Raw genomic sequence first — 12,472 nt, 5'->3', positions numbered from 1 at the left:
CAATCAATTTCCCCAGGCTGGTGCGGGCGTATTAGCGTTGAACAACTCGTCAACGTAGTAAAGTCGCCGGGGACGTTTGTCGCAAACCTCATCGCCAATCGGATACCGACAGGTGGCGTACACGCTGACATCGTCAGGATTCATCAGACTCCCGAAGGCTCCGTTCGGGAGACGTGCTGTGTTGTGCGCCCGATTGAGCAGACAATGGCCCAACTCATGAAACACCAGACATTCGCGCTCCGCTTCACTGGCGTTCTGCCAGCAGTACGGCTCCATGCTTAACGTAATAGTTGGCGGTTTACCAGCCTCCAGCGAACATTGGCCGCAGACATCGCGGCCTGACGTAGCACCAAATTGGATAACCAGATTGGTAATCGAAATGGCCTGATTCCGTTGCTGCGCTTCGTTGCGAAACGCCTGAACGTACCGCTCAACCTCCGCCGGTACTACGTATTGATCGGGTTTGGGCTCCTGGCGCGACTGGCAACCGGTCAGGCCAATAAGCAGACTAAGCGTTAGGTGAGAAAGCAGGCGCATGAAAATCGGTTTAGTCAGCTCATCATCAAGGCGCAAACGAATCTACTTTACTGTAGCTGACCCGGCCGTCTTCGAAAAGCGCGTAGCCCCGGTAGTAATACGTCGTTTTAACGGTGACAAGCACACCGATCGAGTTGGGCAACGTAACGTCTTTCGCTTTGGCAGTGGCCGTAGCCCCGGTTGCATCGACCAGCGATGGCAATTTGTTCGTCGACGAATAGCACACGCCCAGTTCTTTAATAGCTACGTTGGGTTTAGGGTCTAAGTTAAGCGTAAACGTAGCGCTCCAGCCCCGGCCGGATATTGCAAACACATCGACGTTGGAAACCTGCAGGTTCGGCAGGGTAGAAACGGCCTCCAGCTCTTTGGGCGCTACGTTCCATTTCGAGCAACCCGCCAGCAGCAGTAGGCTCATGGCGAACACTAACAGCGGTGTGTGAACCCTGCATAGAATTACGATTATTCGGTTTGTCATAGATCTATCGGTTATCAACCATGACTCTGTCATTGTGTTAGTTAAGGTAGACAATTCTTTAGTCGAAACGAAGCCCAATTCGCAAACGGTTGATGCGATAAATTTTCGAAAATTAGGGTAAGGCAGTAGCTTTTGCCTGCTTGAGTTGTCCATTAGCCAGCCAGGCTACGGCAGCCAGACAAAAACCGAACCAGCCGAAGGGTATACGCAGATCCAGGAGGGATAAAGCACCGAAAACGAGGGTCGTAGTAAAGCTGGCGATACCCTGTAAAGCTTGGTTAATACCAAAGATTTCACCCCGGTCTTCGTCAGTCGTACACTGGGCCATCAGGCCTTCAATCAGTCCCTGGATAAGCGACATCGTCAGACAGTCGATCGTAATCAGAATGTATAGCCAAAGCATCGATGAACCAACCAGGCCATAACCGGCTAATATCGGTGCGCCAATCAAGGCAAACCAAAAAATAGCCCGGCGCTGGTTAATGCGATCGGCGATATAGGCGTAGAAGACGTAGCTGATGACGATACTCAAGGCGCCGAAATACATGAAGAAGTACGAAATATCTTTGGCGTCCATGCGCAGTTCACCGAAGCTGGCGAACGTAACAAAGTAGTTGTAATAACCTGTACTTAAGGTTAAGGCTAGCTGCATGAGCACCAGTTGTTTCAGTCGCCCCAGCCCGGCTTTCCGATACTGCCGGTCTTTAGCTGTCAGGCGAGACCAAAGGGTATGGACATTCAACGACTGGATAATTTCTGACTTGAGCATGGCTACAGCCACGCCGGGTGGGTTTGGGTGCGTTTCGCGCAAGGTCCAACTCAGCAGCATGTTGATACTCGATAACGCAACTGCCATAATCGCTACGACCCGCGCCTGTTCGCCCTCCACCACGTCGAACGTAGTTAGGAGCAGGCCCGCAGCGGCCGGGCCGATCACAAAACCCAGCGAGATAATGGCCCCTTCGATACCCAGGTTTCTAAATAATTGTTCTTTGGGCGAAATATCGGTAATGGCCGACCGAACTGTAGCATACATGCCGTTGGTAGTGCCATCGCTCAGCCGGTTGGCGAAGTAAAACCCGACCCGAACGGGCAGTAGCAGACAGTCGGCGAGGAACGTACCAATGGCCGAAACGATAAAAATAGGTCGTCGGCCGTACCCATCAGAAAGTTTGCCTAGCAGGGGAGCCGAGAACAGTTGCACACCCAGAAAAAGGGCTGTCCCCACGGCCAGCCAAAGCTGGGGCCGTTCCAGGCCTTTTACAAACTGGGGGAGAACTGGCCCTACCGCCGAGCCGACAATAACATCAATGAGAATAATGGCGTAAATCTGAAGCAGACGGCGGTCGCTTAGCATGGATAAAGCATTTTTTCGGCTGTACTGAGCCGGTGTATACGTAACAAACCCAAGGTTGAGCCATTGGGTTTGTTACGTATACACGTTCACGACGCCAATCTGATTTGTTTCAGTGCTTCTGTTGGAGCAAACCGGTACGTTGGTTACTGACGGGCCGCTTTGCCGAGTAGCAGTCGATTCAAAAATTCAACATCCGCATACTCCGCATTCGGAGTGAGCATGGGTCCCTGGCGCAGGGCCACCAACTTCAGGGAGGGGATAATATAGAGCCGTTGCTTACCGGCTCCGGCCGCCATCACAATGTCGTCGGGGAGATTGGGAGTACTGAGAAATGGACCGGCTTCGCTCCGTAATACGGGAATGGCCTGAATGATGTCGGGGCTTACGGGTCTACGCAGCCACCATGTCAGGCCGTAGGCGGGGTTTTGCGGAGTGCTGACGAAGCATTCGGCCAGACGATTTTTGGCAATGATCTGCTTACCATTCCAGTTCCCTTCCCGGCGAATCCATTCGCCAAACGTAGCCCAGTCACGAGCGGTTATAAAGCCGCCACCGGCTACTTGTGGACTGCCATCATCGAACCGGCCGCGCCAGGTCAACGTAATGCCCAGCGGGTCCAGAATCCGTCGTTTGAGGTAGCTCTCGTAGGTTTCGGTTTTGAGCTTGCGCTGAAGTGCAGCCGCGAAGGCGTTGAGGTGATTGCCCCCATAATCGAATTTCTCGCCCGGAGCCGACACCATAGGTACCGTCAGTACGTCCTTCCAGCCCGCCAGACCCAGCTTGCCTCGGATGCTGCCCGGCGATAAGCCGCTGGTGAGCGTTAGCAACTGACGGTACGTAATCTGCGACTTCTGCGGGTCGCTTTTCCACTCCGTAATGACGTCGGCCACGCGATCGTCGAGCTTAAGGATACCATCTTCTACGGCCGCTTCGGCCAGCACTCCATTGAAGCTTTTGCTGCCGCTGGCCAGTAGCTGGGGACGGGTGGCCGAACCGCCATTGGCGTACTGCTCAAAAACGACTTTGCCGTCGTGCATGACCAACATGGCCCGCGTGCCCGATTGCTGGCAGTACTGCCAGGCGAGTTGCAGGTTAGCGTCCGGAGGAGAAGACGTTGATTTGGTCGGGCTAACAGCGGGTTTAGACTGGCCAAACGCAGCCGAGATACTTAATACGATAAGCAGGAAACAAGCCGGTTTCATAAGTCATCAGTACGGTGGTCGCAAACCATTGATCAGCTTACTGTCCAATGGTTTAATCGAATTAACAGGCTTTAAATTTAAGCAGGAATCCAATACGTTAAAACACCAGGACGTAATACTGACAGTCATAGGTTCGTCCGAATTCTTCGACCAGTCGTCGGTAGGTAGGCCGGAAGCCGTAGCGCTCGTAAAACTGGACCAGTGCCGGTCGTGTGGCATCGGTTTCCAACTGAATCTCGTGGATGCCACGTTCAATGCACTGCTGCTGGCAGAACAGGAGTACCTGCCGGAATAAATCCCGCCCGGCAAACTGGCGTCGGATGGCTACCTTGTGGATCAAACCGGCGGTATTAGCGGGCACATCGGGATAATACAGCGGATCGGACCATTGCAGAATGAAAACAGCCGCGGGTTCATTGTCGGCGTACATCACATAAAGATTCCCCTCTGTATGCTCATCGACTAACTTCTGATGGGTCAGGTCATCGATTCCCCACAGTTCTCGTCCACTATCGATCAGCCATTGTTCAACTTCCCGCAACACCGTAATGGCGACGTCGGGCTGGTCACTTCTAAAGGTGAATTGCATGAATACAATGATGGATATAATACCGAAGCAGATGAATTAGCCTCTGATAGACAAGGCCATTATCTGTTACAAAAGTTAAATCACAGAACGTTGTTTCGGCAGCGAACTTGCGCTTGTTTTTTTCTTTATCTGGGCTTGAAATTAGTCCGTCACTCAACTTTACTGGTAGCCTGTTTTTTGGGCGTACCATAGTTAGGCACAGTAATTCTTTAGTTTTGTTACCAATTCCTCAAGTTGTAGTTGGTGTTTTTGTCTGACTTTATCAAGGTCTAACGTGCCGCCGAGTATAAGCATTTCTTTATGCATAAACCGCTTCCCCAGCCTATCGTCCAACATGACGGTCTGCATACTTTGGGCGATTCCAATTTCGGTTAAAAAAGCGTTAGGGTGTCCTGCTGTACAGATGACGAGGCCGCATTTGACGGGTTTCATTTTGGTCGTTTTGTCATTTTGACCGTAGGCGTACCCAACCGAATAAACCCGGTCAAACCAGCCTTTCAACTTTGCCGGGCAGTCGCTCCACCAAACTGGATAGAGAAAAATGATGCAGTCCGCATGTTCAATCTTTCTGTGTTCTTCGATTATGTCACCTGGTAGCGGCAGTTCAGTTTTGGCAAATCCTTCCCGTTCGTATTCGTTTTCAGTCATATCGCTCTGAAAATCCATTGCATACAAATCAGAAATTTCAACATGCCAATTCTGGTCTGATAATACCTTTTTCAGTTGTTCCAATACCTGAAACGTGTACGATTTTCTGCTCGGATGGCTATAGATAACTAAAATGTTCATTTTGGATCAAATAGTATGGCGAATACGTAGCTATCAACCTTTGCTAACGCGCGACCCTTCGACTCCGCTCAGGATAACAACTACCTGATGAAATGTCACCCTGAGTGGAGTCGAAGGGTCGCACGTCAGCTATTTAGCTACCTGGTAGAGTTGTTGCAGGTTCACTGCCCAATCAGATTCGGATACATCATTTCTTATTGCCAAGGGCCGACCCGTCGTCAACTACTTTGCTTAAGGCCGAAACGCCATTTTCATCGAAGGCCTCAATCGCAAAATAGTACGGTACGTCGACGTTTAAGGCGCGAAGCTCGAACGTGTTGGGCTGATCGTTCCAGAACTGGTACGTCTGGTAGAGTTTGTCGGGGGCAATGCCCCAGCGGATGTTGTAGCCTACGGCACCAGGCACTTTGCTCCACTTCAGATCGGCGTTACGTTGATCTTTCTGGCGTTTTGCCGTCAATAGGGCCGGTGTAGCCGGGGTTTTGCCGGAGCCGTTGCCAAATACGCGGAAGGCGTTGATAGCCAGGGTCGGTCCGGCAACGTACACATGCTCATAGCGAACGTAACGCGCGCGGGTGGGTTTGTCTAATTCGACATACGCACAGGCCCGGTCGCGCTTGGGTTCCTTCGTCAAATCAGCTACCACCTCCCACTTTTTGTTGTCAGTCGAGGTCAGAATCTTAAACTGAGTATACACCGTCGAGTCCGAGTCGAAGATCGTCTGCTTGTAATCAATGTAATCGACCTGCACGGCCTTGACATCGCGCTCACCGCCCAGATCTATGGTTAACGTCTCACCGGGTTTGTTACGTCCGGCTACCCAGAACGTTCGTGGGTTTTCGTCGGCTACCCGGTCGGCGGTGAGCGTATCGGTCGGGGCGGCTGCCAGCGTTGATGACGCCACAACGGGCTTGCGGTAGGAGAGAAGCATCCAGCCCGTAAATAACGCATCCGTATTTTGCCCCGACTCGGTATTGATCTTTTTAGTAGACAAGTAGTGCGGAAAATCGCCGAAGCGGGTGTTGGCAAACATTTGATCGTCTTTGTCGAAACCGGCCGGGTTCATCACGATCCGTCGTTCCATCCCCCAGTTGTAGCCAATCCAGGTCGTGCCTGTATTCCAGTAGTTGCCAAAGTTGTCCTGAAACGTATTGCCGTGGCCGCAGCCCGTTGCAAATCCGCCTGGCTTGTAGGCCACCGGGTTGTATGGCGCGTATTCAAACGGCCCCAGTGGGTCTTTTCCGACGTAGGTGCCGTTGCCGTATACGTTGTACTCGGTACCTGGCGCGCCGTATTGCAGGTAGTATTTGCCGTTGTGCTTGGTCATCCAGGCCCCTTCCGTAAACGGCTTAAACGGGTCGGAGTGATTAGGTCCGAAGCGTTCCCAGCCGTGTTTATAGGGATCGAGCCAGAACATCGCTTTATACGCCTGCGCGGGGTTGTTACCAGCATAGGTAAGGTTACGGCTCTTGTCTAACTCAGCTCCGAAAATGGGATACACGTTCGATGAGCCCCAGTACATGTACCATTTGTCGGTATCGTCGTCGTGAAAGAGGGCAGGGTCCCAGGGGCCAATGTCTTTGGGTAGGCGCGGGAGCCAGCGGTTATAAAATTTCAGTTTGCCTTTCTCGGGCTCCGTGGAAATAAAAATGGGCCGCTGTTCGAAGGTCGACTGGAATAAGTATAACGTATCACGTACCGACAAGGCCGCCGGGGCGCACATGTCTTCCATGGGCCATTTATCCGGCACGATGTATTTCCAGTTCACCAGATCCTTGGATTGCCACCAGCCCCCCTGAATTGTGACGAATAAGTAATACTCGTTTTTGTGGTTTATAATGACCGGATCAGCCCCGGAGCGGTAGGATATTTTCTCATTTAACTGCTCAAAATTGTACCGATAGCTGATGTCCATCGGGTTACAATACGTCCGTTGCCGGGATTGCGCGTTGAGTCCCAGGCTGCTTAAGAGTGTGAAGTAGAAAAACCAGGCGATGCGTTTCATACACCTATAAGCCACCAGATTACTAGTCTTACTATTCCACCTGTATGCCTTCGTCGGCGAGGTAGTGGCCAATGTTGAAGGTTTGTCCGTCGAGCAACTCCAGATCACGGTGCCATCGGGTCGTCGGAGCGATTCATGGTGAGCCAGGCGTCGGCGATACGTTCGGCGACCATCACTTGCTGAGAGCTAGTAAAAACCCAAATGACTTTGTCCGAGCTAAAGGCCAGCAGTTTCTTGGTCTTACGGTTAACGTAGTTGAAATCCGCAATTCATCATACATATACCTTAATATTAGTTTCAACAGCCACTTGTCACCCGATTTCAGACGCTGGCTGACGATAAAATAGCAGCTAAATCTTCTTCCATCAACTCTTTATGTATGCCGACGCCAGCCATACTGCCGTTCGTGACCGCAACCGAAACTTGACGCATAAAGGTGGAGTTGTCGCCGGCCACATACAGTCCCGGAATATTGGTCTGCCCCAACGGAGTCGCTTTAACCAGACCCATGTCGGTTGGTTCAGCGCCTAGCTGTTCGGCCAAGTTCGAATGCTGACGAAACGGAACTCGACTGAAAATGGCAGTTAGTTCGTGGTGAGTGCCGTCCTGGAATTGAAGCGCCCGGAGGTTACCACCCACGTGATCAAGCCTGCGGATTTCATGATCAACAACTGGAATGCCGAGTTGGGCGATAACTTGTCGTTGCTCATCGGCCAACGTAGCGGGGCCGTTCGTGAACAAGGTAAGGTCTTTACTCCAGTGCTGAATAAGCCGCACCAGCTCATAGGCCGTTTCGCCATTTGCCAGTATCCCCAGCGGTTGGCTATGAACCTCGTAGCCGTGGCAAAATGGGCAATGAAGCACTGTGCGACCCCAGCAGGCCGCAAACCCATCAATGTCAGGCATAATGTCTTCAACCCCGGTTGCCAGCATCAGTTTGCGTGAGGTGAATTGCTGGCCGGTGGCCGATTCAACAATAAAACCAGTCGAGGTCGTTTGGGCCTGGCCGACCAGGTCGTTGATCAATGCAACCGTAGGATAAGCCAATACCTGCTCCCGGGCAATGGCTGCAATCTGAGCCGGGGTTTCGCCGTCGCGCGTCAGGAAGCTGTGCGAGTGGGGTGTTTGTCGATTACAGGGTTTTCCGCTATCGATGACCAATACCTTACGCAGCGAACGGCCGAGAAGCATAGCAGCGCTTAAACCGGCATAGCTACCCCCCACAATAATCACATCATAGTTATCCATAGCATTCATTAGGGCATCTGTTTTCTGATTGCAAACCTATCGATGTTTTACCACAAATGCAACAATGTTGCATTTGTGGTAAAACATCTTATTTTAACAAAACCGGATAGAGTGAGTTGGTCAGTCAATTGGTTACTAAAACGCAGAAGGAATGCAGACTCAACGCAGAGAAATGGAAGGAAAAGTGGCACTTGTCACGGGTGCCGGTTCAGGTATTGGCAAAGCTGCGGCTTTATTACTGGCTAAAGAAGGCGCGAAAATAATCGCGATAAGTCGTACCGCTGAGGAAATCAACAAAACCATCGATGAAGTCAAACAAGCCGGTGGGGATGGAATGGCCATTCCAGCGGACACGTCCGTCCCTGAGGACATGCAGAAGGTTTACGCCGAAGTTGAGCAGCACTACGGTCGATTGGACGTTGTGTTTGCCAACGCAGGAGTGAACGGCGTTTGGGCACCCATTGATGAACTCGAACCCGAAGAATGGAATAAAACCATCAACATCAACCTGACCGGTACGTTTCTTACCGTCAAGTACGCCATACCCATGCTCAAGCAGCAGGGTGGATCGATTATCATTACAGCCTCCGTCAACGGCACGCGTATCTTCAGCAACACCGGCGCTACGGCGTATTCGTCGACTAAAGCGGCTCAGGTGGCTTTCACCAAGATGGCGGCTCTGGAATTGGCCAAACACCGCATTCGCGTAAATGTGGTTTGTCCGGGTGCTATTGAGACAAACATTGAAGAAAGTACTGAAAAACGCGATATTGAACGCGAGAAAGAGCCAGTTGAATTTCCGGAAGGAAAAATCCCGCTTACCGATGGTAAACCTGGCACGAGCGATCAGGTAGCTGACCTGGTACTGTTCCTGGCTTCTGATAAATCCAGCCACATTACCGGAACGCCGATCTGGATTGATGGGGCCGAGTCATTGATAATGGGATAAAATTGGTGTTATTTTTACGAGACCTGTAAGGCTGAACGTTCCCTTCTCCAGCCTTACAGGTCTTCCTATGATCGCTGAAACCCCCGAACCCCCTTATTACGCCGTTATTTTTACCTCAGTTCGTACGGATGTAGACGAAGGCTACGGCGATACGGCCGTCCGTATGGTTGAGTTGGCGCAGCATCAGCCCGGTTTTCTGGGCGTCGAGTCGGCTCGTAACGAACTGGGGATCACCGTTTCGTATTGGGAAAGCCTGGATGCCATCCGAATCTGGAAGCGACACGCTGAACATCAACTGGCACAGGAGCGAGGCCGGAAAATGTGGTACGAAACCTACAAGACGCGGATTTGTAAAGTTGAGCGTGACTACGGCTTTGAGGTGCTCTAACGTACTCTATTCAGGCCAGTCGATACGTCGGCAGCCAACCAATCTCTGCTTAATTACCTGGCCAACACGCTAAAGGCTAGTTTATCCGATAATTTGGGCGTCAGTACGTTGAAGTTGATTCATTATATCGGTAAGGAGTCGTATTGCAATCGGTTTGGCCAGATAATGCCAAATAGATACACAAGGCTAGCCGAAGAAAGACTTTGCGGCTAAAAGCAAGGGCAGACTAACAACTTTCGGCTTCGCAGTCTTTTTCGGCAACCACTTCGGTTTCGAGCGTAGCATGCCCAATGCCGAGATGTTGTAGCCGATGGCGAACATCAGCTTTCAGCGCGGTTATGTCGGCGTCGGAGAGTCCCGGCTGCACGACAAGGTGAGCTGTTAATGCATTTTCGGTTGTACTCATAGCCCATACGTGCACATGATGCACATCGCGAACGCCCGTTACGGCGCGCAGGTCGGTCAATACCGCTTTGAGATCAATAGCGGTTGGTACACCATCGAGCGAAAGCCGGACACTGTCACTTAACAGTCGCCAGGTAGAACCCAGAATTACGGCGGCAACGATAAGGCCGATGATGGGATCAAGCCAAACCCAGTTCGTATAACTGATTACAATACCGGCTATTACTACGCCGAGCGAAACCAGGGCGTCGGCCATGAGATGCAGGTAAGCGCCCTTGATATTCAGGTCATGCTCTTTGTCTTTGAAAAATAGCAGCGCCGATGTCGCATTAACGATGATGCCAAATCCGGCAACCCAGGCCACCGGACCACCCGGAACGGGTTCGGGATGGCGGAAGCGCTGGATACTCTCCCAGATAATCGCTCCAATGGTAACGAGCAGAATAACGGCATTTGTCAGTGAAGCCAGTACGGTACTTTTCCGGTACCCATAGGTGAAATTGGTGGTGTTCCGAACCCGCGCCAGCCGGAATGCCAGCAGCGAAAGCAGCAGCCCTGCTACGTCGCTGAGGTTGTGCCCCGCGTCGGCGACCAGAGCCAGCGAGTTGTAATAAAACCCGAGAATAAACTCCACCGCTACGTAGGCGGTATTCAGTACCGCGCCGATGATCAGCGCCCGATTGACGTTGGTTAACGTAGTAGGGCCGTGATGATGGTGGTCGTGTTCGTGCGTATGGTCATGCGCCATGTGTAAAAAATCTAGTTGATACCATCATCCGAAGACTGGTTAATCGTTCTGCAAAATTAACCGGGTCACTATATCGCACCAATGACCCAACGCGAACTACTAACCGGTTAGCTATAAAGCAATCCGGCGCAACTGATGTTTGTTGTCAAAGTTAATCCATCAAATCAGCGCTTAGGGGAAGTTGGCGAAAAAACAGGTAATTAAGTAAAGGCTGTACTTCTCTTTACGGTAGTTTTGCAAGAAATTAAACAAGTCAATGATTTGTAACGCAGGCATTTGGAGCGGATTTTGTTAGTTGGCTCGGTAGTACAAGTGCTAAAAAAAAATGAAGAACGAGCTATCAAAACGCTGATAACTTAGTTATTGACCGTAGAAACTCCATCACCGTCCTGGCGAAACAGCTTGCCAAAGACGTTACTCACCATCCGTACTATGAATTTCAGTGGACCGTACGACAAGCAAATTGCGGAACAGTATCAAACGGCACGGATTACCCCCTTGTGGAGCGGCTGGGAGTTTGGCCACGCGTCTATTCTGGGAAGTGCGGGCCTGACGGGCTGGGCTGCCCTGGCGAAAACGCAGGAGTGGCTGTTGCCAGTGTCACTGCGCGATGAATTGAAGTCGGGCCTGTGGGCCGTGGTGGTAACTGGTACCGACCAGACAATCCAGTACGTAAACAACCGCTTTGAACAAATGACGGGTTATAGCAGAGAAGAAGCCGTTGGTCGTCGGCCCGATTTTTTGCAGGGAGCCGGTACCTGTCAGCTAACCCGGCAACGTATCAAAGAGGGACTTCAACAACAGACGCGGGTATCGGAGAAACTGCTGAATTACCGGAAAGATCAACGAACGTACTGGTGTCAGGTAACGATCTGGCCCATTATGAATCGCCAGAAACAGGTGGTTAACTTCGTTGCGCTTGAACAGGAAATTGAACCGCATGGACTTCGCTGAGGTAACCGAAGCGGTTGCCTGTCCACGGTGCAAACGAACGTTCGTCTGCCGCGCTGGCACCATTGGCGCGTGCCAGTGTCAGGCGGTCGTGCTGACTGCAAGGCAGCGACATCATATCAGTACGTTGTACACGGGCTGTCTCTGCGCGGACTGTCTCGTTGCAGTACGTAGTGAACACGAACGAATGGAGCCTTAAACAGAACGTCTGTTAATTTTAGTTAGTCAAACAAAAATTGGGCGGTCAACGCATCTGGTACGTATTCGGGCTTTACCTTTGCGGCCGATAATGAAAAACGTACTTGTTTTCCTGCTGCTTTTTGCAACACTGCTGCCGACCGTCAGCCCGTGGGGAACGATCGCGTATTATCAGGTTAACAAAGCGTATATCGCCCGTGTCCTTTGCGAAAACCGTAGCAAGCCCGAACTCCATTGCGATGGGAAGTGCTACCTAGCTAAGAAGCTCAAAGCGCAACAGGATAAACAGGACAAGGAAACCACCGAGCGCGTACAGAATACGCCCACGGTGCAGTTGTTCTGCGACGAATATGCCTCGTATACATTTCCGATAATGCCTTATGCGCAACGGTCGGCCCGTTTGTTTACGTACCTCCTCGCTACGTATTCTGCGCCACATTCTTCTCTTTTTCATCCGCCAGGATTCGCTGTCTGACCGTGGCCTAAGCGTCACGTAGACGTATCCTATTCATCGGCGTTCGCCGGCTGAATTACTCGTATTCCTTATCAAACGTGGTGTCTTGTGTCCATCAAAGACACTGGGAATGCCATTGGCTTTTCTGGTCAAAACGCACTTTGGCACGCGCTGAAC

The 12,472-nt window shown here is 51.4% G+C and carries 14 protein-coding genes; 5 read left to right on the top strand and 9 right to left on the bottom strand.

Annotated features, from left to right (window positions below):
* Nucleotides 1-3 precede the first annotated feature (3 nt).
* The 8 genes from ACYVIY_RS10125 to ACYVIY_RS10090 all read right to left on the bottom strand — a co-directional run bounded on the left by ACYVIY_RS10125 (nucleotide 4) and on the right by ACYVIY_RS10090 (nucleotide 8,211).
* Nucleotides 4-537: a hypothetical protein gene (locus ACYVIY_RS10125; RefSeq protein WP_460976209.1), complete on the bottom strand. Its 534-nt coding sequence runs from the start codon at nucleotides 535-537 to the stop codon at nucleotides 4-6.
* A 25-nt stretch (nucleotides 538-562) separates the two neighbouring features.
* Nucleotides 563-1,012, bottom strand: coding sequence for a hypothetical protein (locus ACYVIY_RS10120; RefSeq protein ID WP_460976208.1), 450 nt, complete (start codon nucleotides 1,010-1,012; stop codon nucleotides 563-565).
* Between the two features lie 112 nt (nucleotides 1,013-1,124).
* Nucleotides 1,125-2,369 carry an MFS transporter gene (locus ACYVIY_RS10115; protein WP_460976207.1) on the bottom strand — a complete coding sequence of 415 codons (1,245 nt, stop codon included), beginning with the start codon at nucleotides 2,367-2,369 and terminating at the stop codon, nucleotides 1,125-1,127.
* A gap of 143 nt (nucleotides 2,370-2,512) precedes the next feature.
* A complete protein-coding gene (locus ACYVIY_RS10110) occupies nucleotides 2,513-3,571 on the bottom strand; it encodes a serine hydrolase domain-containing protein (RefSeq protein WP_460976206.1) in 1,059 nt (352 codons plus the stop codon).
* A 97-nt stretch (nucleotides 3,572-3,668) separates the two neighbouring features.
* Nucleotides 3,669-4,160, bottom strand: a complete 492-nt coding sequence (locus ACYVIY_RS10105; RefSeq protein WP_460976205.1) for a GNAT family N-acetyltransferase — start codon at nucleotides 4,158-4,160, stop codon at nucleotides 3,669-3,671.
* 192 nt (nucleotides 4,161-4,352) lie between these two features.
* Nucleotides 4,353-4,949, bottom strand: a complete 597-nt coding sequence (locus ACYVIY_RS10100) for an NAD(P)H-dependent oxidoreductase (RefSeq protein WP_460976204.1) — start codon at nucleotides 4,947-4,949, stop codon at nucleotides 4,353-4,355.
* A gap of 187 nt (nucleotides 4,950-5,136) precedes the next feature.
* Complete coding sequence (locus ACYVIY_RS10095) at nucleotides 5,137-6,954, bottom strand: family 43 glycosylhydrolase (RefSeq protein WP_460976203.1); 1,818 nt, start codon at nucleotides 6,952-6,954, stop codon at nucleotides 5,137-5,139.
* Nucleotides 6,955-7,275: 321 nt separating this feature from the next.
* Nucleotides 7,276-8,211 carry an NAD(P)/FAD-dependent oxidoreductase gene (locus ACYVIY_RS10090; RefSeq protein ID WP_460976202.1) on the bottom strand — a complete coding sequence of 312 codons (936 nt, stop codon included), beginning with the start codon at nucleotides 8,209-8,211 and terminating at the stop codon, nucleotides 7,276-7,278.
* A 142-nt stretch (nucleotides 8,212-8,353) separates the two neighbouring features.
* On the opposite strand from ACYVIY_RS10090, the gene ACYVIY_RS10085 reads away from it, so the two are divergent.
* Both ACYVIY_RS10085 and ACYVIY_RS10080 read left to right on the top strand, forming a co-directional pair.
* Nucleotides 8,354-9,151 (top strand): SDR family oxidoreductase, encoded by a 798-nt coding sequence (locus tag ACYVIY_RS10085; RefSeq protein WP_460976201.1) that lies wholly within the window; start codon nucleotides 8,354-8,356, stop codon nucleotides 9,149-9,151.
* 67 nt (nucleotides 9,152-9,218) lie between these two features.
* Nucleotides 9,219-9,539 (top strand): antibiotic biosynthesis monooxygenase family protein, encoded by a 321-nt coding sequence (locus tag ACYVIY_RS10080; protein ID WP_460976200.1) that lies wholly within the window; start codon nucleotides 9,219-9,221, stop codon nucleotides 9,537-9,539.
* Nucleotides 9,540-9,765: 226 nt separating this feature from the next.
* On the opposite strand, the gene ACYVIY_RS10075 is transcribed toward ACYVIY_RS10080, so the two are convergent.
* Nucleotides 9,766-10,692, bottom strand: coding sequence for a cation diffusion facilitator family transporter (locus tag ACYVIY_RS10075; protein ID WP_460976199.1), 927 nt, complete (start codon nucleotides 10,690-10,692; stop codon nucleotides 9,766-9,768).
* 402 nt (nucleotides 10,693-11,094) lie between these two features.
* Here ACYVIY_RS10075 and ACYVIY_RS10070 point away from each other — a divergent pair, with 402 nt between their 5' ends.
* The 3 genes from ACYVIY_RS10070 (at nucleotide 11,095) to ACYVIY_RS10060 (ending at nucleotide 12,316) form a co-directional block, all read left to right on the top strand.
* Nucleotides 11,095-11,646 carry a PAS domain-containing protein gene (locus ACYVIY_RS10070; protein WP_460976198.1) on the top strand — a complete coding sequence of 184 codons (552 nt, stop codon included), beginning with the start codon at nucleotides 11,095-11,097 and terminating at the stop codon, nucleotides 11,644-11,646.
* Nucleotides 11,633-11,842, top strand: coding sequence for a cysteine-rich CWC family protein (locus tag ACYVIY_RS10065; protein WP_460976197.1), 210 nt, complete (start codon nucleotides 11,633-11,635; stop codon nucleotides 11,840-11,842). The genes ACYVIY_RS10070 and ACYVIY_RS10065 overlap by 14 nt, the downstream gene beginning before the upstream one ends.
* A gap of 90 nt (nucleotides 11,843-11,932) precedes the next feature.
* Nucleotides 11,933-12,316, top strand: a complete 384-nt coding sequence (locus ACYVIY_RS10060) for a hypothetical protein (RefSeq protein WP_460976196.1) — start codon at nucleotides 11,933-11,935, stop codon at nucleotides 12,314-12,316.
* Nucleotides 12,317-12,472 lie beyond the last annotated feature (156 nt).

Source organism: Spirosoma knui (assembly GCF_054780635.1).
This window is presented reverse-complemented; position numbering and strand designations above follow the sequence as displayed.